General features: G+C 61.5%; 19 protein-coding genes and 1 pseudogene. 12 read left to right on the top strand and 8 right to left on the bottom strand.

Going from position 1 to position 24,011, the window contains the following annotated elements; translation table 11 throughout:
• The first annotated feature begins 201 nt into the window (after positions 1-201).
• The 9 genes and pseudogenes from IPG61_08275 to IPG61_08235 all read left to right on the top strand — a co-directional run bounded on the left by IPG61_08275 (position 202) and on the right by IPG61_08235 (position 11,224).
• Positions 202-1,318, top strand: a pseudogene (locus tag IPG61_08275) (IS3 family transposase).
• Positions 1,319-1,943: 625 nt separating this feature from the next.
• Positions 1,944-2,507, top strand: coding sequence for an outer membrane beta-barrel protein (locus tag IPG61_08270; protein MBK6734075.1), 564 nt, complete (start codon positions 1,944-1,946; stop codon positions 2,505-2,507).
• A gap of 98 nt (positions 2,508-2,605) precedes the next feature.
• Positions 2,606-3,001, top strand: coding sequence for a hypothetical protein (locus IPG61_08265; GenBank protein ID MBK6734074.1), 396 nt, complete (start codon positions 2,606-2,608; stop codon positions 2,999-3,001).
• A gap of 339 nt (positions 3,002-3,340) precedes the next feature.
• Entirely contained in the window at positions 3,341-5,983 is a 2,643-nt protein-coding gene (locus tag IPG61_08260) for an FHA domain-containing protein (protein ID MBK6734073.1), read from the top strand.
• Positions 5,984-6,225: 242 nt separating this feature from the next.
• Positions 6,226-7,845 carry a hypothetical protein gene (locus tag IPG61_08255; GenBank protein MBK6734072.1) on the top strand — a complete coding sequence of 540 codons (1,620 nt, stop codon included), beginning with the start codon at positions 6,226-6,228 and terminating at the stop codon, positions 7,843-7,845.
• Positions 7,842-8,585 carry a hypothetical protein gene (locus IPG61_08250; protein MBK6734071.1) on the top strand — a complete coding sequence of 248 codons (744 nt, stop codon included), beginning with the start codon at positions 7,842-7,844 and terminating at the stop codon, positions 8,583-8,585. Before IPG61_08255 ends, IPG61_08250 begins: the two co-directional genes overlap by 4 nt.
• 58 nt (positions 8,586-8,643) lie before the next feature.
• The gene (locus IPG61_08245; protein MBK6734070.1) at positions 8,644-9,579 is read left to right on the top strand and encodes a hypothetical protein; all 936 of its coding nucleotides are present in this window, start codon (positions 8,644-8,646) and stop codon (positions 9,577-9,579) included.
• Complete coding sequence (locus IPG61_08240; protein ID MBK6734069.1) at positions 9,488-10,783, top strand: hypothetical protein; 1,296 nt, start codon at positions 9,488-9,490, stop codon at positions 10,781-10,783. Before IPG61_08245 ends, IPG61_08240 begins: the two co-directional genes overlap by 92 nt.
• Before the next feature lie 9 nt (positions 10,784-10,792).
• Positions 10,793-11,224, top strand: coding sequence for a YcfL family protein (locus IPG61_08235; protein ID MBK6734068.1), 432 nt, complete (start codon positions 10,793-10,795; stop codon positions 11,222-11,224).
• A 51-nt stretch (positions 11,225-11,275) separates the two neighbouring features.
• Here the strand turns inward: IPG61_08235 and IPG61_08230 are convergent, their stop codons facing one another.
• The 8 genes from IPG61_08230 to IPG61_08195 all read right to left on the bottom strand — a co-directional run bounded on the left by IPG61_08230 (position 11,276) and on the right by IPG61_08195 (position 19,392).
• The gene (locus IPG61_08230; protein MBK6734067.1) at positions 11,276-12,022 is read right to left on the bottom strand and encodes a serine/threonine-protein phosphatase; all 747 of its coding nucleotides are present in this window, start codon (positions 12,020-12,022) and stop codon (positions 11,276-11,278) included.
• A 49-nt stretch (positions 12,023-12,071) separates the two neighbouring features.
• A complete protein-coding gene (locus IPG61_08225; protein MBK6734066.1) occupies positions 12,072-14,369 on the bottom strand; it encodes a trypsin-like peptidase domain-containing protein in 2,298 nt (765 codons plus the stop codon).
• 91 nt (positions 14,370-14,460) lie between these two features.
• Positions 14,461-16,113: a serine/threonine protein kinase gene (locus IPG61_08220; GenBank protein ID MBK6734065.1), complete on the bottom strand. Its 1,653-nt coding sequence runs from the start codon at positions 16,111-16,113 to the stop codon at positions 14,461-14,463.
• Between the two features lie 88 nt (positions 16,114-16,201).
• Positions 16,202-16,696 carry an FHA domain-containing protein gene (locus IPG61_08215; protein MBK6734064.1) on the bottom strand — a complete coding sequence of 165 codons (495 nt, stop codon included), beginning with the start codon at positions 16,694-16,696 and terminating at the stop codon, positions 16,202-16,204.
• 163 nt (positions 16,697-16,859) lie between these two features.
• Positions 16,860-17,579 carry an FHA domain-containing protein gene (locus IPG61_08210; protein MBK6734063.1) on the bottom strand — a complete coding sequence of 240 codons (720 nt, stop codon included), beginning with the start codon at positions 17,577-17,579 and terminating at the stop codon, positions 16,860-16,862.
• 40 nt (positions 17,580-17,619) lie between these two features.
• Entirely contained in the window at positions 17,620-17,934 is a 315-nt protein-coding gene (locus IPG61_08205) for an FHA domain-containing protein (protein ID MBK6734062.1), read from the bottom strand.
• A 151-nt stretch (positions 17,935-18,085) separates the two neighbouring features.
• Positions 18,086-18,883 (bottom strand): zf-HC2 domain-containing protein, encoded by a 798-nt coding sequence (locus IPG61_08200; GenBank protein MBK6734061.1) that lies wholly within the window; start codon positions 18,881-18,883, stop codon positions 18,086-18,088.
• Positions 18,880-19,392 carry a sigma-70 family RNA polymerase sigma factor gene (locus IPG61_08195; protein ID MBK6734060.1) on the bottom strand — a complete coding sequence of 171 codons (513 nt, stop codon included), beginning with the start codon at positions 19,390-19,392 and terminating at the stop codon, positions 18,880-18,882. Before IPG61_08195 ends, IPG61_08200 begins: the two co-directional genes overlap by 4 nt.
• Before the next feature lie 831 nt (positions 19,393-20,223).
• Here IPG61_08195 and IPG61_08190 point away from each other — a divergent pair.
• From IPG61_08190 to IPG61_08180, 3 genes are all read left to right on the top strand, one after another.
• On the top strand, positions 20,224-21,717 hold the full coding sequence (locus IPG61_08190) for a M48 family metalloprotease (GenBank protein ID MBK6734059.1): 1,494 nt from the start codon (positions 20,224-20,226) through the stop codon (positions 21,715-21,717).
• 181 nt (positions 21,718-21,898) lie between these two features.
• On the top strand, positions 21,899-22,711 hold the full coding sequence (locus tag IPG61_08185) for a hypothetical protein (protein MBK6734058.1): 813 nt from the start codon (positions 21,899-21,901) through the stop codon (positions 22,709-22,711).
• Positions 22,712-22,927: 216 nt separating this feature from the next.
• A complete protein-coding gene (locus IPG61_08180) occupies positions 22,928-24,004 on the top strand; it encodes a hypothetical protein (protein ID MBK6734057.1) in 1,077 nt (358 codons plus the stop codon).
• The last annotated feature ends 7 nt before the right edge of the window (positions 24,005-24,011 follow it).

Below are 24,011 nucleotides of genomic sequence, written 5' to 3'. Positions count from 1 at the left end.
CGCATATGCACACCTGCAGGTGATATTCTGCAAGCTGGCATCAGCGCACCTCGTGGCCAATACCACCATACGCAGTGGACGAACCGCCCGAAATGAGCCGAGCACCATCGTTGCAGACATGGCAAGAGCCCCCGTAAGCTCCCCCAAAATTCAGACAGTTGAGAAGTAGAGCTTTCTGGCATAATCGACCAGGAGGTTCTGATGAAGAAGTCCGATTTCACGGAGACCCAGATCATCGGGATTTTGGGTGAGGCCGATGCTGGGCTAAAGGTCCAGGACATCTGCCGGAAGCAGGGATTAGCCCCGCGACCTTCCATCGCTGGAAATCCAAGTACGGGGGCATGGATGCTTCTGAGCTGAGGCGAGTCAAGGAGCTCGAGGCCGAGAACGCCAAGCTCAAGCGGATGTACGCCGATTTGAGCCTGGAGAACGATGGCCTGAAAAACTTGATCTCAAAAAAACTCTGAGGCCACCAGAGCAGAGAGAAGCCGTGAGGTATCCGGTGGCCGAGCAGAAATTTTCCGTGAGCCGTGCCTGCGCCGCGATCGGGCTGTCGCGTTCGGCCTGGTACAAGGCGCCGCAGGATCGATTGGTGCGCGACGCCGAGGTCATTGATGCGTTGCAGGACCTGGCAGAGAGGCACCCGCGTCGCGGCTTCTGGAAGTACCGAGACCGCCTGCGGCTGGATGGTCGGCCCTGGAATCACAAGCGGATCTACCGCGTGTACTGCGAGCTGGGCATGAATCACCGACGGCGGACGAAGAAGCGGCTGGGCGACCGGCCGCGTCAGCCCTTAGTTGTTCCAGCAGAACCGAACCGAATCTGGGCACTCGACTTCATGCACGACACGTTGTACTGCGGGCGCTGCTTCCGAACGATGAATGTGCTGGACGAAGGCGTGCGCGAGTGCTTGGGGATCGAGATCGACACGTCGCTGCCCGGCGAAAGAGTCGTGCGGACCCTGGACGTAATCAAGAGCTGGCGCGGCGTGCCGGATGCCATCCGGTGCGACAACGGGCCAGAGCTGCTGAGTCAGCCGTTTGTGAACTGGTGCGAGCAGAACGGCGTTGAGATCCTGTACATCCAGCCCGGAAAGCCGAACCAGAACGCATACATCGAAAGGTTCAACAAGACGTTCCGTGACGAACTGCTCAGCGCATACCTGTTCGACGACCTTGACCAGGTGCGGGAGCTGGCTTGGAACTGGATGCTCGACTACAACGAGGAGCGACCGCACGACAGCCTTGGCAAGGTACCGCCGTCGGTCTTCAGGGAGAGATGGGAAGCCGAAAACTCTAACTTCGAACTGTCCACTTGACGGGGGAGCTTACGCCCCGATCGCCGGGTCGCCTTCGATTTCATTGGGATTGCAGTTGGAAGGGCGGTGCCTAATAGCACAAATAAGCGCACGTAAGATCAAGCCACTCGCCATCAAGAGGTACAACTCGATCTCACAACATAATCCGGTTCGTCCGCGACCGGCCGCCCGCGCCTATCCGGAGCCGCTCTGCCCGATCTTGTGCGAAGTCGACGCCGATCTCCGGCAGTACTGAATGGTCCGGTGACGTAGTCGCCGTGGGCCCTCAGGCACTTCTATTCGGCCAAATTGCGCTGACCTTGGCGACAATGATCTGAAGTTTCAACAAGCAATGAACCCGGTGCGCGTCGGGTCACATTCATGGATCTTCATCGCTGCCCGCACAGCGCGTGGTCCCATGTTCCCTTTCGGTGCAGTGAATCGCGGACGGCGCGAGCCAGCGCGGCCAGATCGCACCACCAGCTCATACCGCCAGTTGACACTGCCAGATGGCGCGCAGTACTGCCGCAAGTTCCATGTCACACGATTGGCAGCCGCCCGACTCCACATACGTGCAGGGCACAGAAAGCGGCCAGCCGCGGGTTCTGCGAGATTCCTAAACCACGATTCAAGACGGAGGAATGTCATGAAGCGGTACATTATTGCCGGTGCGGTCGCGATCTCGTTGGCGATCCTGTCCGGGGAAGCCCAGGCGGAAACGAACATTGGCTTCCGCGGATTGGGCGCCAATGTCGCGCTGGTCGATATCCAGGCCGGCAGCACGATCGGCTTCGGAGGCATGGTGGACCTCGGCTACATCAGCGAGAACATCCGCCTCGAGGCCAATATCGATCTGTGGTCCAAGAGTTGGGACGCGGGATACGACTACTACTACGAAGAGAGCTTGAAGTGGTCGCTCAGCGATGTGGCCATCGGCGGCACGGCGAAGTACGAACTCGGTGAGGTTGGCGCGCCGGCCCGTTGGTACGTTGGCGCCGGACTGGGCATGCACTTCCTCAGTTCCGAGATCTCGGGTGGTGGCGAAAGCGATTCCGTGTCCGATTCCCGCATCGGTATCGATCTGCTCGGCGGCGTCAATATCAACAGCGAGGCCCGCACCTCGTACTTCGCCGAACTGCGTTACCGCACCGTCTGGGACTGGACGCAGACCTGCGTGCGCGCCGGTGTGAAGTTCGCGCTCGGCAGCTAGCAAATGTCATTGCCTCAACCCGCTCCGCAGGGGCCTCTCGACGGCCCTTGCGGGGCCACCAGGTCCCTGGCGGCAAGAACCATGACGAGGACGCCACTATGGTACGGATGATATCCCTTCTCTTCATCGCCACGAGCATGTTCTGTCTCTGCAGCGCGTCGGCGGCGTCGCGGGCGCATACAAGGGACCTGCACATTCTCATCGCCATGGAGCCCGGTGTTCTGAGCCTTCGCGATGCGGACGATCCCGTCGCGCTGGAGCTTCGTGGCGCGCTGGAACGCAGCGCTACTTTCTCCCGTGCCCGGTTCTGGCGGTACTTCCGGTATGGCGCGATAGCCGGAACCATCGGCCTTATGCTGCTGCCGATCCGGGCGGGGAAGCGGAATCGGGCCGACTATGCCGGCGTGGCGCAGGTCCGGGGAGACCAGCCCTTCCCGTATCAGGAATCTCAGTCCGGCGTTGTTGTTCCTGGAATCGTTTCCCCGAGCGCATGATCGCACCAACTGTCGCGATCCTGCAGGGGATGACGATCACGACAGTATCAATGAATGTGTGCCCCGGCAGAGCCCCAGACAGTGCTGGCCGTTCGCGGCGCCCATTCGCGTTGACGGGACACGGTCAATATGGAATCCTACTCGCCAAGCAAACGGCTATAGCCCGTATTACGGACACTACGATCCGCGCCGCTCTTGCCCGGTAGCGGCACCTGAACCGAGACGAGAAAGGGTGAGCCCATGCATTGCCCCACTTGCAATGCGCGCGTTCCAGCCAATGCCGGTCGCTGCGCACGGTGCGGCAGCGACGTTTCCGGCGCAGGCCAAATCGAGGCGCCCGTGGCCGCGCTCCTGGTCGGTAGTGGTGAAGGTTGCGATGTTGTTCTCGAAGACCGCCATATCTCAAGGCAGCATCTCGAAATCCGGCGCGATAGGGCGCCCGGCCGCTATATCGTCAAGGATCTGGACAGCACGAATGGGACCTTCGTGGCCGGCCGGCGCATTACCGAGACTACCGTCGGACTCAACGAAGTCATCCAGATCGGCATCCGGCCGTTCGAGATTCGAAATATCGTCGCGAAGCTACTCACCGCACCTTCGGGTGCACGGCTAACGATCGGCCGCGAACCCCCGGCGGACCTGATTGTTCCCTATCCGGATGTCAGCGCGCGACATGCCGAGATCTGGACCGAGGACGGCCGGTTGCTGGTCCTTGACCTCGGCAGCAAGAACGGAACCCAGGTCAATGGGGTGCCGGCGACATCCCCGCTGGAGATTCCGACCGGCAGCAACCTGACGCTGGGGTCGTATCGAATTCCACCGGCGACGATTGCCGCCTGGACCCAGCAATTGGCAATGCCCAAGGCCGGGGTGGATTCGACCGCGTTCACTGCCACCGTACCCACCGACGGCGAAGTGCTCCTTGGTCGGGCCCCGGAATGCGATGTCGTCGTTGACGATCCCCTGGTGTCCTGGCACCACGCGCGCATCGTCGCTCGGGGTGGCGCCTGGGAGGTTCACGATCTAGGCAGCAGCAACGGGACCTTTGTCAATGGGGACCCGATCCGCCAGGCCGTCATCGGGGCCGCTGACGAATTGGCGCTCGGTCCTGTGCGGATACGGCTCTCTGGTCGGGCCGGTGACGCGATCCGTCCCCATCACAGCGCCGTACGCCTGGATGCCATCAATGTATGTCGCGAAATCGATACCGGCCGCGAGCGCAAACGTATTCTCGACGCCGTTTCATTGAGTATCTATCCCGGTGAGCTGGTCGCACTCATGGGACCTTCGGGGTCCGGAAAGACCACGCTGTTGGAACTGCTCACCGGACAGCGATCGCCGTCGAGCGGACAGGTTCTGATCAATGGATACGATCTTGAGGAGAACCTGGATGCGGTTCGTGACCGCATGGGCTACGTTCCCCAGGAAGACATCATGCACCGCGATTTGACGGTATTCGAGACGATCTACTTTACCGCGCGACAGAGACTTCAACTTCCCGACGGTGAGATGCGCGCCCACGTGGACCGCCTCCTCACGCGCATGGGATTGGCGCACGTGCGCGACTCGTTGATCGGTGGCGAGCGGATACGAGGAATCTCCGGTGGTCAACGCAAGCGCGTCAATATCGCACTCGAACTCGTCACCGAGCCGCCCCTGATATTCCTCGACGAGCCCACCTCCGGTCTTGACGCCACGGCAGCGCTTGAGGTGATGCAGATCCTACGGGACCTCGCCGACTCGGGGAAGACGATCGTCGTGACGATTCACCAGCCCCGCCGTGAAGTGTTCGAACTGATGGACAAGTTGATTCTGCTCGCCAAGAACGGGAAGCTGGCCTATTTCGGGAATTCCGGAACGGCGGCGGTCGAGCATCTCTCCTCGCATGGACACCTGCCTCTGCGCCCGGGCGTCAATCCGGCCGACTACCTGCTGGACTGTCTTGAGCCCGGAAAAGAAGAACTGCGTCAGGACCCGGAGGAATGGCGACAAGCCTATCTCCAGAGTGACACGTTCCAGACCTTCGTCAAACAAAGGCAGAGTGATCTTGATCACTACCGGCAGAGCTGTCCGCAGCCGCGTCGGGCGCCGCGCGCACCCGGCTGGATCCAGATCCCAGGTCTGGTGGCACGTAGCCTGATCAGGCGACGTCGAGATCGCGCTGCGCTATGGCTCCAGTTGGGACAGGCGCCGTTTATTGCGCTCCTGATCGGGATCATCTTTGCAGGTCTCGGTCCAGGCGACGCGTCTGATCTGGTGAAAGACAAGGTGCCGGCGATGTTCCTGCTGTCTGCCGTGTCCATGTGGCTCGGCTGCAGCAATGCCGCCCGCGAACTCGTCGCCGAGCGCGCTGTCTTCATGCGCGAACGAATGACGGGTCTTTCGACGCTCGCATACCTCATCTCTTCGTTGCTGCCGCAACTCCTGTTGGTGACGTTGCAAACAGCGGTACTGGTGGTCATTACCTGGCCGTGGATCGGGCTTGGTTTGGAGACTCTTCCCGCTGGCCTGTGTCTGCTGTTCACAACGTCCGTGTGCGGCGCGGCACTGGGCTTGCTCGTCTCGGCAGCAGTAGCCACAGAGGTTGCCGCCATTTCGTTCGTTCCTCTGCTCGTCGTGCCGCAGCTCATGTTGTCCGGGTATCTCAAGCCCTACGGTGAAGTCAGGTCACAGCCGCTGGAACATGTCTTGGCGCTCTTGACGCCCCTCAAGTGGTCAATGCTTGCGCTGCTGAAGCGATTGGACATCGCCAACGGTTTCGCCCTTTCCCGAGCACCCGCAACGCCTGCGCCAGTAGACGGCAGCCCCATCCCGCCCTCTCTGTCGCCGCCCGATTTTGCGCTGGCCGGGGAGTCGCTAATGCGGAATGAACTGGTCCTCATTGCTTTCACGTTGACCTTCCTCATCCTGGCCTATGCCAGGCTTCGCGCGGTAGTTGGCGTGGACGGACGCCGGAGTAAGGCGCACCAAAAGACAACATAAACACGCAGATGTATAACAGGTCAACGAAGTGGGCTCACGCGATCACCAATGCGCACGAACGCATCCGTAGGGATTCCCCGAGCAGGCTCGATCTGATAACCTGATCCCCTCATGATTCGCGCCCGGTATCCCGTCACACGTCAGGCCTGCGCGCGACATCTGTACCAGTTGAAAGCCGCAGCCCGATCGAGGAGCTGCAGTCCACGAACCCATGCCGCGCTGCCGCGGGAAGGTGATTCGCTATGAGCATTCCGAAGTACCGTCAAACCTGGACCGTCCGCATCGCGCTGGTCGCTCTGCTGCTGGGCTTGCCGGCCGCTGCATGGGCGGAGTTCAAGCCCTGCACGGGGTACGGGGAGGCCCCGATCCAGAACAAGAAGCGCGAAAGCATTGACAGCGCCTTCGAGGCGGCACGCACGGCGGCCGTCCGCGATGCCCTTGAGCTGGCAGTTCGCAGCTATGTCAGTGAGACGACCTTTGAGTCCCAGCGTGACGTCATCGAGACGAGGATTCTGCGCGCCGCCGCCGGATATGTCGAAGATGTGCGCATCGTGGGCGACCAGAACGACCAGAACAAGATCTACCGCATCACAATCACCTGTGAAGTGAACATGGACAAGATCCGAGAAGTAATTAAGGGCACTGGTCTCGAGGATGGCCGCGTATCGCGGCGATCGATCATGGTCCTGGTCGATGAGTACTTCCAGGCGGATATAGCTCCTGACGCGACACCGCCCGTCAAGCGCATCGTTGTCGTGAATGGAGAGATTCAGAGCGAACACACCGAGGGAAGCTCCAAAGGTAACCTGAATGTGAAAAACACGCCGGCCGAAGGTGGTTCCGCGACGCCCAGTCGGAATGGTCGCGACGGCCAAGCCGGTTCGCAGGCGCCACGGACCTTGCCGGCCGGCTGGACGCAGGTAACGTTCCCGCGCCAGGCGCCGGCCCTCAAAGAGATTCCGGAGATGGAGCGCTTGCGGAAATTCAAGCCGGCGTCGAAGCCGGGCGCCAGCGCAGAGGCGCAGACGGAAAGTCATTTCGAACATTCCATGAATGCGGCAGCGTTCTCCATGAAGTGCGTCGAATACTTTCCTCCGGAATCGGTGAAGTTCCGCAACCAGGATCCGGCTAGTGCCGCCGCAATCTCGGAGAAGCTGCTCGAACGCGACATCCGACTGCTTTCGAGCGAAGAGACGATTGCCGTCCGCGAGTATCTTATCGGCGGCGAAGGGAACCTGGCTGGCCAGGTCGACAATGATCTGAATGCGCGCGCGTTCGCTCTCGTAGCCGGTGAGCGGTACGGCGCCGATGCCGTAATGGTCGGCTCGACATCCATTCTCTACGAAGGGGTCACCGACGACGGCATGCACTGGTCGACAGCCCAGCTGGCGATCAAGATCGTCGATTGCTTCTCCGGCGAGATTCTGTCCTCGACCGCCGTGCAGGAGTCGGGCACGGATCGTACCGCACAGGGCTCGGCTTTTCGGGCTGCCACCCGCCTGGGGGCCGTGGCCGGGTTGCGCCTTGCTGAACAGCTGCACACGTATTTTCGCGAACGCGACGAAAATGGCGTGCATCTGGTTCTGGAGATTGAGGACGTTCCCAGTCCGACGGCCAAGAACGCTCTGGTCGCTCAATTGGACCAGACCCCGGCAGTATCGGACGTTGATGAGCGCAAGTGGGATCGCGCCAGCGCACACTTGACGGTCTACCTGACCTACAAGGGGCGCATCACGATGTTCAAGCGGAAGTTCCAAGAAACCTTGGGCGACGAGCCCGGTCTTCCGCCTCTCGAAGAAGACTCCAGCCTATTCAACAACATCAAATATGTGTTCGCAAGCCGTCAGGAAGGTATGAAATGAAGATCGTGAACAGGATGGTCATGTTCGGCGTAGTGATTTCGGTACTGGGCGCGATTGGCGGGTGCGCCACCATGGAAAAGATAACGAAAATCGACCCAAACAAAGTGCTTCCCAACAGCGGAAGGTCGTCCGAACTCAAGCCCCTCATCGACGACGTCACCGCCTCCCACGCCGTGCTGACAGCCGGTTCCGTCGCCCTGTCGCAATCCCGGATCTCGCTCGTGGCCGCAGTCGGACGAAAGAAGGATGCCGCCGACCTTCAGGCCGAACTGGATGCCGCGGTGGCGATACCCGACACGAAGGAGAAGGACGTCCAGGTCCGCAAGGTCGAAGAGAGAATCAAGATCAATGGCGACGAAGCAATCGTCGAGGCCCAGAACATGAAGGAAAAGGCCAGCGCCGAATCACTGAAGTCCTTGGGTGCTTCACTTGAGTCACTGGTCCAGGCCGTCGTTGCTGATGTGGCCGCCGTAAAGACGGTTCAGAAGGTCGCCAGCACGGGACCCGTCGCTTTGGAGCGCGTCAAGAGCAACCCCGTGCAGGCGGTATTGGAAGCCAAGTACATAGGGCCGTTTGCCAACCTCCTCGCGCATGACGTACCCGACATGGTTCGTCAGATACCTGGGCAAGCGAAGGAGATGTATGGCTTCCTCGACCAGGCCAGGAAGTTCCTGCGCTCCCAGGAAGCGCCGGTGCCCAAGATCGTCGAAGATGCCTCTGAGCCGGTGTTCGGAGCGTAACATGCGAAAATCTGTATCTTTGTCGAGAGCGCGGATGTCGCGCAACAGGAGAGGCGTCATGCCCATCATGGATATTGCCGCGTTGCGTGTGTTCGCCATTGTGGTGCTGATGCCGTGGCTTCTAGCGGCGTCCAATGCTGCGGCTCAGGACGAGAGCTGTCGCGACTCGTTCCAGTACGACGTCGTCGTACCGTTCCAGTTGGTGTGTCCCGACAGCATGTACGCATTCGACCCGTCGGCAGTGGGCCACAGCGGTAATCTGGAGCGGTTCTGCTTCGACCGCATGGCGTCACGCGCGCAGGCGAATCTCGGCAGTGCGGTGGTGGTCCCGACCGGCGTATCTCCGACCAACGTGCGCATGGATGCGCCGTTCGACAGGATCTGGATCAGAGGCAACCTCTCCCGGATGAGCTGCGACCTGTGGACGCTCGGACGGCTCAACAAGTCTTACGTTCTGACGACCAGCAGTGCGGTGGAGTTCCTTGATCTCGTTACCGGAGAAGTCTGTTTCGCCGAGTCGCTAACCGCGGAGACAACGCTACCGGTGCAGGCGAAAAGCACCGACTTCGATGTTTCCGGGCTCATCGATGCGGCTATCGCAGCGCAAGTGGACACGACTCTGGGTGGTCCGTTGGCCACCATCGCCGCGAACTACGCACCCGGTTGTGTGCAGGCCAATGTCCTGGGGCGGCACGGTGACTCAGTGGTTCTTGACCGCGGCACTCGCGATGGTGTCGCCGCGGGTCAGATGTTCCGCAATGAGGACTGCGTGCTGTGTGTCAGTTCGGCACAGAGTGGCTTCTGCTTGGCGAGAACGACGCGCGGCGATCCCTCCCTCCAGGGGTACACAGGTGTCGCGGTTCAGCTTGAGAAAGCGCACCGTCCGCGCCGGAAGCGCAACGTTGATGGTCACGCGACCGGAACTGCCCAAAGCGCTCCTGGGCAATCCCAAGTTCACGGTCACCGCCGAACACGTCCAGGAGTGGATTCATAGCTATCTACTGCGCAACACCGACCTGGCTGTCTTGCCTCCGGCCGGCAACCTGGTTCGCCAGCAAGCTGAGACAGCCTCCACCAGCGATGTTGCAACGGACGTGATGCTGGGAAACCGGGAACGTCCCGACCTGTTTGTGAACGTACGTATCGCGCGGGCCACGCTCGAAGAGGTGAAGGGTCCGGAGGGCGAGTCCCACTGCTTCTTCACCTTGGAGCCCGAGTTGGAGATCGTCGATTGTCGGACGGGATTGGTGCAGTTCTGCAGGTCCTATCCGTATAGAAAGGACTACACGTTCAGCGATGTTCCCAACCCGCGGTACTGGACCGCCGGGCGTGCGGGACGTTTCGCCAGCACCACCCGCGACGCGCTCCATGCTGCCGCGTGCAGCCTTGCGACTGCATTCGAGCCCGCTCAGGCAAGCGGCTCGATCCGCGCCCTGGACGGAACCACTGCCGAGTTTGCACTCGATCATGGCGCCGTTGGACCGGGCGTGGTGTTCGAGATCAGGCGCGCCGGCGACGAAGTCCGTGGATTGGACGGCCGTACACTCGGCCGCTTCCAGGAGCGGATCGGGGGTGCGCGGGTGATCTCGGTCGGTGCCGAAGGCAATTTCGTGAAGGTGACTTCGGCAAACCAGCCGGTGAAGGTCGGCGATGTCCTTTTCGTGGCCAGCTCAGCGCGCGATCCGCTCCTGTCGGGACGCGTGCTCCAGATCGGTGAGGTGACGGTCGAGGACCGAACTAATCAAGGAATGGCGAATCTGCCCGTGGAAACTGCCGGGCAGGTCCTCGAGCGGGCGCTGGTTTCACGCAGGTCGTGGGCCGTGCTGCCGGCCGAGAGCGGCCTCCGCAGGCACCAGGAACACCGGGCGACGCTGGAGCGAGGCAATTTTGCGATCGACGGCTGGGCTGATCAAAGCGCTGATGTTGTTGCCGATGCGCTGGTGAACCTGCGGTTGGTGATGCTTCCGGAGCGGGAAGGCCCCAAAGGCGAACTCATCCTGAGCGTTCAGGGCAGTTTTGAGGTGGTCGATGCGAATGGGGCGGTCCTTTATACCGACGTCGAGCCTGTCTCGAAAGCGATTCAGCGATCCCGCGATCCGATGAAACTGAGTTTGGGCGCCGGCATGGATGCGCGGCCTGGCCGCTATGCTGATCTGACGAAGAGCCTGGTTGACAAGCTAGTGTCTGACTACAGATAGGAAGAGGACATGCGAAATTCTGAAACAGCGAACCGGTTTTACCGTTCGGCGATCATGGTCGTGACAGGGCTCGCGCTGAGCGTTCTCACAGCTTGTGCGAGCGCCCCTCGACAGCAGTTCCGCTATGAATCCTACAAGTTGACTGCTGATGCCACGCTCGCAACCCAGGATATCGTGGTGGTCAAGAGCGACTGGAGTCGCGAGGCGGGCCGCATGCGAGCATCGGTGCGGGTGAGGAATGCGTCGTCCCAGTTGCTGACGCTTCGGTACCGGTTCAACTGGCTCGACCAGGCTCGCAAGCCTGTCGGTGCTGAGGACTCCCAATGGCAAACCGTTGAGGCGCGAGGTGGCGAAATCGTGCTGCTGGAGGGGATCACGATCGCCACGGGTGCCGCCGATTTCACCCTGGAGTTCGAGGGTGACGGCAAACAGGGCAGTTAGTGCGGACAGCTCGTGGCGAGCCCGGATCAGGGCTACGCCAGCGAAGACCCTCTAGGTCAACGGAGCCCAAATGATGCCAACGGCCGTGGCGTTGTCACGGTCGTTGGCGCCCGCATTTGCGGCCCGACGCAGGAGAAAAGCGACCCAATCGGAAGCTTCGGGCGACTTGAGAAGATCCAGCGCGATCTCACCGTCCAGCACATGTTCCCAGATGCCATCAGTGCAGATCAAGAGACCCTGGCGGCGATCATCAAGTTGCAGAATCTGCATCTTCGGCGGCTCTCCGGTCATCTCTGAGCCCATCGCGCGCAGCAGCGAGTTCCTGTCCGGGTGCGCGCGCACGCCCGGTTCCGTGCCGATCTCGTGGGCAAAGCGGAAAGCGACTGTATCGTCGCGCGTGCAGAGCTCAATCGCGCCGTCTGTGACGTGGTAACAGCGCGTATCGCCGACTCCGCATACTCTGATCAGGCCGCTGGCGGCCTCCCATGTCGCCACCACGCAGGTGCTGTATCCGCGTTCGGTTCGGTGAAGCGAAGCGTTTGCGCCCGCCAGCTCCGACGCGGTTGCAGATACGAGTGTCGGCAGATCGCCACGCCCGCCGGCGTCTGCCGCTCGCCAGAGACTGATGATCCGACCGCACACGAACTCCGCAGCCCTGGCGCCTCCGGAATGGCCGCCCAGGCCGTCGGCAACCACCCAGATCTGACCGTATTCGTCGCCCGCTGAAGCGCAGCGATCCTCCATCGTCGGGCGGTCACCCGCGGTTTGGCCGCTGGCAAAGTGACAGGTGAGCTCCAAGAGAGTCGTCTCCGTTTCGCCGCGCGAGCCGCTGCATTGGGGGAAGGGCTCAGTTCCGATCCGCCGCACCCTCGGCTGCCGACACCAATGCAATGCTGACGCGCGCGATCCTGAACGACTCGCCGCGGCCGACGCGGCATCGTGCACCCGGTTCGAGCCGATTACCCTTGGGGTCGAAGGTCCCGGTACGGCTCCACCAATCCTCGACCTCAATGGTCGTGTCGCCCTCCGCCCAGTGGATCACGCAATGCAAACCATCGATGTCGCGCGCGTGACTTTGTACCACGAGATTGGCGACGATGGTATCGCTCCCGATGTCGATTCGGGGGTGCTCAAGCGCGGCCGCAAACAAGCGGGTGCCGTCTTGATCGCAGCCGACCAGCGCTAGGCCGGAATGTGGTTTCACAATCCGTTTCGTGAGGCTCGTGTAGCTGTCGCGAACCGCCACGGCGTTCGTGCGACCATCGCGCCGCTGACGGCGCAGAGTGGCTAATGACAAGGCGAGAGAAGCCACAACTCCGGCCACTATCAGCCACGTTGCCCTTGACCGCGCAGCACGATCGTCACATGGCCCGGCAACTTCGCAGGGTACGCCGGCCTTTCGGCAAGCTTCGATGACGTGATCCGCCGAAACTCCGTAACTGGACGCGGCGCCGGGTGCGGCGATGATGATATAGGAGGCGACTGCGACCACTGCTCCGCAACCATTGAGAATGGGGCTGCCGCTGCTGCCGTCGCTGAGCTGTGCATCGAAATGCAGGGCTTGGTACGCGTAGCCGTCACGCACCAAGCTGTCTTCAGTGGCGCGTGCATGTCCGCCATCTGCCTTGGCCGTGATCATGGCCTCCGGACTGCCCAGTTCGGCGCCGGACGGATAGCCGACAACAACCACGTCGTCATTGGGCCGGACGTCCTTCAGTGACGCCAGTTTGAGGTATGCGTGATCGTTCGCACCAGAGCACTGCAACAGGGCCAGATCCAGACTTCGATCGAACCAGACCAATCTGGCGTCTGCAGCCTCTTCCGTAATGGCCAGCAGGGCCGGTCCGATTACGTCGTCTCGCAGCTTCGTGACGTCCTTCGTCCTTGCAAACTCGCCATCGAAGTCGGAGGTACGGCGGTATTCGGCGAGCGCAGCCCGCATACGTGCTTCGTCCCCGCGAGAGTACACTCGTATGTCCAGAACATCCTGGCCTGGTACAACGTGCCAGTTGGTGACGATATAACCATCGCTGTTGATGGCAAATCCGGATCCGGTCACTGTCCTGATATCCTTGCCGTTCCGAACGCGGGTGACGATGCGATAGGTAGAGGCGAAGGTCCGCTCGTCAACGGCGTTCGCGGTAGCCGATGCCGGCAGGCCGAAACAGAAGACGAGTGCCAGAATGGCGGCAAGGAAGCGACGGTGGTGGCGAGTCGGTAAGTTGCGCCGCAGTAGGCAAACCGAGGCCCAAACGACATTTGGATTCCGCGGCACCGCGGATCCGAGGTCGAGAGACGGGCGGTGGGTCAACCGCAGGAAGAGCGCCATGGCAAGTGCGAATAGCAGCAATACGGCCGTCCCGGCGACAATGCTCCAGAAAATGCGCCTGCGGGGGGATATACCGCGCGTAAGTGGCATATTATCGAGACACAGCGCGGTCGCGTTGTCCTGACTGTCGCCGCCACGAGCCGCTGCCGCCGCTACGATCCGGTCGGCCGGGTCGCCTCCGGAGTCGCCCAGCAACCTGGCGATGTCAGCGCGCGCAAGGGTGTCGCTGACACCGTCTGTAGCCAACAGGACTCGATCTCCATGGGCGAGTCGAAACGGCCACAGGTTGCGGTCAATAACAAGAGGCTCGTCGGACCCCAGATAGCTGTGGAGGATATTTCCGGGCAGACTTTCCCGGCCAACGACAGTCGGACTGAGCGACGCCAGCCACGCGGCCCGGTGCGGCTCCGTCGCGCGCAGTAGTTCGCCATTGCGCAGAACATAGACAGAGGTGTCACCCACAGATGCCCAGTACAGGTCACCGTCAGTAACCATGACCAGTGCCAGCGTGGTCCCGGCTCCGGAAAGACTGGATTCACTCTCTCCAAGAGCTTTGACTGCATGCTGTGCCGAAGCGATCGCGTTGAGAAGCGTCGCAGGGGGAGCTGCCTCCTCCGGGAGCTCCATGGCATCGGACATCGCCGCGGCGAGGGCCTGTTCTGCAGCGCGATCGCCACCAGGCGTGCCACCCATTCCGTCGGCAACGCCGGCGACAACGGTGACCAGCTCATCAGAATCGCCGATCCGCGCCGTCGCGGCGAGCCGATCCTGCTGGCTTTCGCGGCCTCCGATGTGCTGCGAAGAACAGATGCGCAAGGGACCAATTCGCTCTGTGCTGCCGGGGACGAGGTCCCATTGGCGCAGTGGAGGCGGTTGTTCCACCTGGCGCTTCGAGCGGGGGGTCACGTCAACGCCGCTCCACTGCTGCGGCCGCCTGGTCGACATACATCAAGGGACCGCCGTGCGCGGGCGTGAAGCGCAGAGTCACACTCCAGCGTCCGGGCTTGGCAGGGTATGGCCCGAAGGTCCGGTCGAACTCGTTCGTCACGTTCCCGAACTCGACCGGTACTACGAAGCTGTCCAGGGCCGCGCCGCGGTCGTTCGAGTGCTGGGCGAGCCGGAGAAACAGCAGATCCCAGGCGCCGGACAAATGCCCAAAGCCCGGAGATCTGCGACCACCGACGCGAACACGGAGCGAGTCACTGAGGCTTGTGCCGGTGTGGGTGTCTTCCACGGGGGCGGTGGGACTAACCAGGAACTTGGCTAACTGGAGCGGGGCACCCAAGTCCCACCAGGTCTTGCCCAGGAGGTTCTCCCGGTAGTAGTGAGTGTCCTTGACTCCGCATTCGGCGACCCAACGCAGATCCGCGTTGGCCGCGGTCAAGGCCGCGATCCTGTCTGCGCTCTCCTTCTCCTTCGTTTGCTGGTCCCGACGCGCAGAATATGCGGTTACCGAAACCACAGCCAAGGCAATGGCCAAGACACAGCAGGCCGCTACTGCGATCCACGGGAACTTCGTGGTCCTTCGAGCCGGTTCCGCAAGGACCGTGGGGCCCGGCACAGGCTCTTCGGTTGGCGTCGGGTTGCGATAGAGTGCGGACCGGAGTTCGCGTATCGACTGGTACCGCTGCTTCGGGTCGATCGAGGTGGCTTTCTGCAGCGCCCGCACCAATCCGCGGTCGGTGCCGCTACGACTCAGGAGCGACCAGTCGAGGCGGTCCGATTCACGCCGATCAAGGGCATCTGGTGCGTTCTGGCCGGTGATGCACCGATACAGCGTGATGCCGAACGCATAGATGTCCGTCCATGGTCCCTGATGGCCGTTCTGGTGGTATTGCTCAGGCGGTGCATAGCCGTGCTTGAGGATGACCGACAGATTCTGGGTCCGTCCCCCCACAGCAAGTCGCGCCGCGCCGAGGTCGATGAGTTTGACATCCCCAGCGTCGGTCATGAAGATGTTGTCCGGGCTTATGTCGCGATGGAGCATCTGCTCCGCGTGCATGGCCTCCAATCCGTTGAGAACTCCCGCGAGCAGCCGCAGGGCCACAGGCGGGGTCAATGCACCTCCCGTAGTGGCCAGGTACTCGCCAAGAGTGCGTCCGTCGAGGTACTCCATTACCAGATAGCCGGTGTTGTTTTCTCGAACATAGTTGATCACCGTGACGATCTCGCGTACACGCTGGTACTTCGCCAAGCGCCGGGCCTCGCTGGCAAACTGCTCCAAGCCATAGTCGTATGTATCCCGACACGTCGGCGACATCACCTGCACCGTCAATCGGTCTTCGGCCCGGACGGCAAGGTCCGTGGGGAAGTACTCCTTGATGGCGACGCGGTTGCCGAGGTTGATGTCGGCGCCAAGATAGGTAATGCCGAAGCCGCCTTTGCCAAGAACACGGCCGACTACATACTGGTCGGCGATGAGTACACCGGTCGGCATTTTCATGTGGTGCTGGTCTTGGGTTGGCGGCGTTGGCGGACAGAATGCGCACATGCCGCTGGGTCCCGTGCGCGGGCGCATGCACCAGGAACACAGCTCATCGAGATGATCAAATCGGTTCATGTGAGGAAAGACCTCCGTAGACGACTGGTCCGGAGTGCGGCCATCCGGGCGGCCTGCCATACAGGAAATGAACGATAGATCGCGACTTTCACGCCCATGTGAAGCCGCCCGTGCATAAGGCCACGAAGAGCAACTTCGTATTGCCCAACTCGATGATGTCACGGTCTGCAAGGGCGACAACGGTCGCCAGCGGCGAACCATTGATGTAGACCATACCCCGCACTTCGCCAGGAACTACCGCGAAGGCGGCGGTTCGCGGGTCAAAAGTGACGATGAGGTGTGCATTGCGCGAGATCGCCTCATCGGCGGCCAGGCACACGTCCATTTTCGCTGCGCGACCACTGAAGTTGCGCTCCGCGTGAAGGCGAAAGTCGCGTCCGCGTTCAGGACCGTCAACGCACACAAGCCAGCCGACAACAGGATCAGTCCCGTGTGCCGTACGATCAGGGGACCAGGCGATGGTCTCGCGCGCATGATCGGTGGCGCCGGCAGGTGTGTGCTGGGCGTCGGTGTGGCGCGCTTCAGGTACCGAATCGGGGACGAGGCCGGACTGCGGGTCGCGCAAAGCGCGCGTCTGCGGCACCTGGCGATTGAGGGGGGCGTGTGTCGACCTCGCCGCGAGTGACGGCGGCACAGCCGGGGCACGCGCGTTCCCGGGCTGGATCGTAGAAATGCCCGTTGGGACATTTGGTCATCATGTGCAGACACTCCTATCGCCCATCGGTCGGTCGCCAGAATCCGTATGATCACTCACTACAGTTCACCAGCCGAAAGACCTGGGCCCCGTCAGCCAACGAAACGAAGTCTCCCACCTGTAGGACATGACTCTGAAAGGCCTCCAGCCTGATGTCACTTTCGGATCGGGATCGCCGCAGGCGGCTTCCGCAAAGCGAGCCGAGATCCGTCACCAAGACCTGCCCGTGCGCATCAACCTCCACTCGAAGGTGGGTTCTGGACAGCGCGTCCGAGCGTAGCACGAGATTGCAGGCGCGGGGATCTCTACCGACGACCACGGGTGAGTCGAGGGGGACGATCCCTCCTTCGTATTCCCCACCAAGGCAGATCAGACCTGGCGCGTCCACGAGCTCCTGGCGGCTTCCCGCGAACCGCACCGTGGCGGCGGCGGGGGCCGGGCGCAAATGTCCGATTCCACCGGGCTCGAGTATCGCGAGGACAATGAGCCCGATGCCCAGTACGCCAAGACAACCGAAAAAGTGGTAGTTGTAGCCGCGGGCGCGGGCCAGTCGCCCACAGACACGGTACCCGTAGACGAACGCCAACGGTGGCAAGACAGCAAACCAGCCCCACCAGGATGCCATCCCAGCAGTGCGACAAAGCAGGATGCTGCCGTAGACCGGAAGGCAGCAATCAATGAACCGCACTCTTGGCTGCGTGCGCGTAAGTCGACAAGTGGCCCAGGCGAACATCACAGCAAGGGCCAGCAGACAGCCGACCAGCAGGGCCATGGCTTCTCCGCCACTGCCTTTCGCCAGGACAGACAAGCGATCAGGCCTCCCCGGCTGTCTTCGATTGGGAGCGGGAGAGAATCTCTGTCAGTCGGAAGCGGATCTGTCCGCACTGCAACAGCGTGGCGGTTTCAACCACCGCCTGGTGGACCGACCGTTCGCTTCCGGCTTCCATCACGCGCGTTCCATTGGTCGTCTGGCAATCGGTGATCAGAACTCGGCCGCTACGGAGCCGGGATACGATAAGATGGACCCGGCTGATCGAATCATCAGCGATGACGATATCGTTGGCTTCGCTCCGTCCTATAGTCAGGGGCAGAGCGGAAGTGAAGTGCGAGGGCTGCAGACGTCGCATGTTTTCCTGTCGTGCGCGCATCGCGAGTGTTGTTCCTAGTCGAACCGGAAATACTCGGAAACGCTGTCTGCCGGGGCCAGCTCCGTGGATTGCCACCGCACGCGAAGCTCGTAGTTGCCGGGCGTGAGGCTGCTGCTGTTGGACACCAGTATCACACCGCGCCCTGCTCGCACTTCGCTAAGTGGGGCGGTGACGAGGTCGATGGTGCGGCCGATCCGATCGATAAGCAATACCTGCGCGACTCCCTATCCCCGGGGACACCTGCGGGCACCAGGGTCGCCAACTCCAGGCTCGGCTGCCCACGAAGTTCGCGCCCCACGGGAGTCATTGAGACTTGAGGCTCGCCCTGAGCTTCCGGATTCACGGTACCGGCTACCGACGACTGTGCCTCGCTCGACTTTCCGGGGGTTCCATGGTCAGCAACCATCAGGGGCGCGGTGGGATTTCGGGCAACGTTGAGCAGAACCGCGGCCAGCGTTGCCGCCACGGCCCAAACCGTGGTTCCCGCCAGCAGCCAGTTGAACCGCAAACCGCGCCGCGGTCCCGTCAAGGCGCGCCGTGCGGAGACGTGCGCCGCTGGAGACTCCGGTGATCTTTGCGCCAAAGGAGCCAGAACAGGGTCCTGTCCCAGTATGGCCAGCACGTTGCGACAGTCGGCACAATGATCAAGGTGCTGTGCCACCATTTGCCGCTCTACCCCGCGAAGATGGTCCCCAGCGGCGCGCCAGTTCGCCAGGATTCTCGCGGGGATGTGTCCTCGCTCTTCAGGCGGCGTTCTCGCTGCACTCTCTACGGCATAGTCGCGCGCGCACGGCGGGCAGGAGTCAAGGTGATTCTGGACTTCGGCCGCTTCGCGAGGATCCAGCAAGTCGTACTTCAGGGGCAGAAACCGTTGGTGCGCCCAACGATGCGGATCCTGAGTCGACGAGGATTGCGAGTGCCGGTTCATGCCCACCCCCAGTCCTGTGAGGCATCCTCGCGCAGCCGCTTACGCAGGAACCGGCTGCAACGCGACCAGTCTTGGCGGATCTTGGCGTGTGAGCATCCGCGAATATTCGCAAGTTCCTTCCAGCTGACGCCATCAAGTTTGTAGATCGCCAGTTCCCGGCATTCCGGGTCGAAGAGTTCGAGCAATATCAACTCAAGGCGCTCCGCCGTCGGTTCGAGCGGATCTATAATCACCGGGCTGATCCGGTGATCATTCGGAACTGCGTCAATATCGATCTCGATGGGTAAATCGGAGGTGGCGCGCAGGGAGTCTATCAACGTCCTGTGTGCGATCGTGACCATCAAGCCTTCGAAGTTCTCCACGTTGCCTCGCTGCGTCGCAAAGATGAGTCGAACCAGCGCCGTCTGAGCCAGGTCCTCAAGGGCGTGTCGGCGACTGCCGTAAAGCTTGCGACGTAGCCAGGTCCGGATGAACTGGCTTGCATGTTCCCAGTCGTATTCCTTGTTCACAATTTCGTTTCCCGATTCAGGACAGGACATTGATCGCGACCTGCCGCGCCGGCGGCCGGAATCGGCCAATTCACGGCGTGGGCGACAGGGGAATTCCGAGGTGTCGTCGCGAGAAACTAGCATACCGGCCCCTACCGTCGACAGCAAGATCCGAGCGGAGATTCCGCGCTTCGGGAGGGATGCCACCCCTGCATCCATGGTGCATGGGGGAAAGTGCCCTCCAGTGGAATCGATCGTGGCCGCTACTGCCGTTCGCCGAAAGGTGCCGCCCGGAGTGCCGGCAGCGCCCCGCGGAGTTCGCGAGGCTGCCGCCGGCCACCGGGCGCATCCTGTCACATCAACAGCCGCAACATGTAATCTGTTATGGCACATCATATTATGCACTTCGCGCCTTCCTCATCATGCACTCCCGAGCCGGCTGTGGCGGTTTCCCGAAGATCGGGCGCCGTGACCAACCCACTGTCGATCCGCCTCTCGAACTGTGACAGGCCTCGTCGCTTCAGTCCGAGCTGCCGAGAATAAACAGGACATGGGTGGTTTTATATCGCTTCGGGCTGGCCAGGCAGCCGAAGGCGATCGGCGGCTGACGGCGAGTCATGCTCCAAGTCGCGACTCGTCACATTCCCGCCTGGTCCCCGACATCGTTATCGTTCCGACGCAAACGGACAGGTTCTTGACGGGCGGCAACCCGTCGTCAAGCCACCCGACACATCGCCCTGTGCAATGGCCGTATCGGTCGTTTCGATCTTGCGCCCGACTTCGCAGACATGGAATATCGGGCTCAACGCAGACGCCAGGCAGTATGGGAAGCCAAACCGGAGGATGTCGCGCATGTCCAAATCTATCGCAACGATAATCGCAGCAGCGCTTGTGCTCGTCGGCCTGCAGGATCCTGCCGCGGCCGCATTCGGATCCGGATCGGTTCTCATCGAGCTGCGCAACGGCCAGCAGGCCGCCCTGTCGCTGGATGAGTTTGACGCCAAGCACCAAACATTTCATTTTCGCGACGGTTGGCAAGTCGTAGAACTGGATGTAAGCGATTTGGCGCGACTGAGCCTTGATTCCACCGAAGCGATGTTTGGTGAAACCCTTCCGTCTGCTGATGTGCTTATCTTGAACGACGGGAGCACATTTCGCGGCCTGTTCCGCGACATCGGCCTGCTCTCCGTGACATTTCTCATCGTTGGCGAAAATGCCGGCACCTACGAGATCCCCAGGGCGCAGATATCCGCAGTCGTCTTCGGCAGGGATGTCCTCGGGGATGAACGGCGCGATTTCAGTTTGACGCTCGATCTCCTCGGGGCTGACGTGGAGTTCGCCATGGCGAATCACTACGAAGCCCAGATCCTGGAAACCAATCCCATGTTGGACGATCCTGCAGTCAACGAGTATGTCAACAGACTCGGTCAAAAGATTGCCGCCGCCTCCAAGCGTCCGGATCTTGAATACCGATTCTATGTGATCGATTCCCCGACCGTAAATGCATTCACAGTCGGCGGCGGCAAGGTCTTTCTCTATCGCGGCCTGATTGAAGCGATGGGCAATGAGGCCGAACTCGCCGGCGTCATTGCCCATGAGGTGGGCCATGTCGTGGGCCGTCACACGGTCCGGAGAATGACTGACGCGATGAGGCAGCGCATCTTCACTGCGGCCGGGAACTACAGAGCGCTGCTTCGGGAGGCGAAGTATTCACGCGATGAAGAGCGTGATGCCGACTACCTGGCAGTGTACAACATATTTCGCCTTGGCTACGATCCATCGGCCCTGAATAGCGTGTTTGATACGCTGCGAGCTGTCGCCGGTGGTGATCCGTCGGAGTTTGACGCGTTCTTCTCCGAGCACCCGACCTCCGAAGAGCGGATCGAGAACACGACTGCCGAGATCGAACGCCTGAATCTGAAAGGACTTCGGCGCACCAGCGCAGAGTTCGGACAGATGCGCGCCCGGTTGTCGTCACTTTCTCCGCGTGGGCAGCGGATCGATTTCGGTGTCAGGTCGGCCGTCGTGCCCGCCGGAGAAGTGACTACATACAACGTCACCGTATCGCCGCGCCAAGGATTGGATTATGCGTTGTGCGCCAAGCTTGTCGTGTCCGGAGCAGCTGCCAACGACATCCGTGTTCTTGTCCTCGACGACGAAAACTACGCGAAGTGGCAGAATGGAGACAAAGCGACTGCGCTCCACGACAGTGGGCGCGGGCGCACGATATCCATCGAGGTTCCGATCAGCAATGCCGGTGTCTACTATTTCGTGCTCGACAATTCATTCACCACGGACGCGGACAAGAAGGTGGAGTGCGAGTTCTGGGCTGTCCAGGGGCAATGAGGACGACGGTGTCGGCCCGCCCGCGTCACACAATCACCGGACGCTCGACAATCCTGAAGACACGCGGATCGTCTTCGGGTTCCGCCGGACATTGACCAAGGGGTTCTCACATGCAGAATTACAAACAAATCAGGCGCTACAGTGTCGTGCTCGTGGCTTGGATGGGGATGGCCGTTGCCGGATGTGGTGGCGGTTCCACGACCCCGAGCAGCCCACTTTGAGCCGCGAGACTGCGGTTATGGTCGCGACGCATTTGGGCGAGTACTTTGTACAGCAGAATCCCGCCGACCTGTTATTGACGCAACTGATCTACACTGGCAAGTCGATGCATGCGGGATCGGGCACGGACCCGCAACTCGGTGGCACGCTCAAGGACGACGATTGGCTCTGGAACTATGAATCGACCTTTTTCGCTGCCGACGGGACTCCCGTGGATCTCAGCGCCGACAGTTGGAGTGCCGTTGAACGCATGCGTACGAGTTGGGAGTTCCGCTGGTCGTGGGACCTCGACTTCGGCGATGACTACTATTCGCACGGACACTGCCGTGGCATCTACGACCTGAGCGGGATTGGCGCGACCGCGACGCGCTACGTTCTCAATGGCAGCGCAGACGACAGCTCGTCCTATCGCTTCAGCTATGAGGAGCCCAGCGGCGCATACGGGTGGCACGACGAGGGCGTTGCGAACTGGCATGAAACCAACACTGATGTGCGATGGAGCAAGGACTACGACTATGAGGCAGGTACGGGCCTGTACCCGCTTTCGGGTGAATCCAGCTTTGCGATGTACGACCAGTGGACCAGTAGCTGGCACGATTCCGAGGGTCGTGGCAACGAAAGTGAGACCTTCTCGGGTACGCTCCGAATCACCTACAATGGTACGAGGTATGTGCCCGTGATTGTTGATGGCCAGTATACGTTCACTCTCGATCTCGACAGCGGTGAGATCCTGGATCCGGCTGGCGCGCCGGCCAAGGGACGGGGTCGGCGATAACAACCCACTGCCATCCCGCCACGGGTGGATGGTGAACCGCGCCAATTCGGCGACCTATCGGGTAGACTTGAACCCCGGGGCCACGAGGCCCCGGGGTACAACCGGAAGCAGGGTTGTAGTCCGTACTGTCACATCTTCAGCGGGAATACGACATTCAAGGAGTGTGGCAAAACAACCTACGCGTGCTCGGCGCGCGTGACCACGAGGAGGGCGGACGTGGCAGTTCCTGGTCATTCTCGCGACAACCTGACAGCACGCCCCGCGGGTGTGCTTCACGGCAAGGCGTGGCGTACGATTGTCCTGGGAGGCGCGCTCGCGATCATCGCGCTCGCCGCCGCGTGCAAGCCGGCACAGGAACTCGGCGAAGATTCTGCGGCGGCCTCTAAGCCGGCCAATACAGAGCATCCTCGCCGCAACGCATCCGCCCCGCAAGTGGCATTCGTGTTATCGCCAGCAGCCAAAGAGGTCCGAGACCTCCTGGAGGCCAGATCCTACGCGGCCGCCGAGCGATGCCTTGATGGACTGTTGCAGGCTGAAACGCCAGATGCCGGTGTCTACGCGATGTATGCACGATACCTTGTTGAGTCGAGCGACCCCGCACATCCGGGGTTCATATTGTCACCAATGGCGCCGGACGACCGCTATTGGGCGCTCGGCCTGGCAGCTGAAGCTGTCGAAGTCAGTGCCGGGCTGGAACCTGGCATCAAGCCATTCCTGTGCGACGAGATCATGGGCGCTCTGGCTCTGGCGACGTCGCGGGCGTTCTCCGAAGACCGCGGTTGCGTAGGTGCCAGCCGGGTCCTGTATGATGCCCGCGCGGGCGATTATCGCATCTATCTGGGCGGGGACATGACCATGTTGAATATCGGCTGGACAGCGCTCCGCTGCGATAACGAGCGTGCCAGCACCTGGGTGCCGCGTTTCCGGGATTTGCTCGCGAGATCCATAGAGCGCGGGAAACCGGTCACTGCGATGATGATGGGGAATCTCATCGGCGACATGATTCAGGGAGGAACCGGGAGCCGGGATTTCGAAGAAGCCAACATGGCCTTCCTGCGCTCGCTTACCAATTTCGTACCCGACCCCGAGGTCGACTGGCTGAACGAAGCGGCCGCTCTCTATCCGGATTGCTTTCGCGAAGAACTGCTGGCGATCGTTGCAGGCGGGACCTCTCCGGATTCGTTCGTCCGCCTGAAGGTCGCCCTTGCCAGTCGCGGACATGAAATCCCGATGCCGTCCGCAACAGCGACGCGCAATCGCGAGTATCCGACGGGAGTAGATCCCCGGCAGTAGAAGGCTG

It is taken from the genome of bacterium (genome assembly GCA_016703265.1).
GTDB lineage: Bacteria > Krumholzibacteriota > Krumholzibacteriia > LZORAL124-64-63 > LZORAL124-64-63 > CAINDZ01.
Note: the sequence above shows the minus strand (reverse complement) of the source record. Positions and strands in the feature narration are given on the sequence as shown.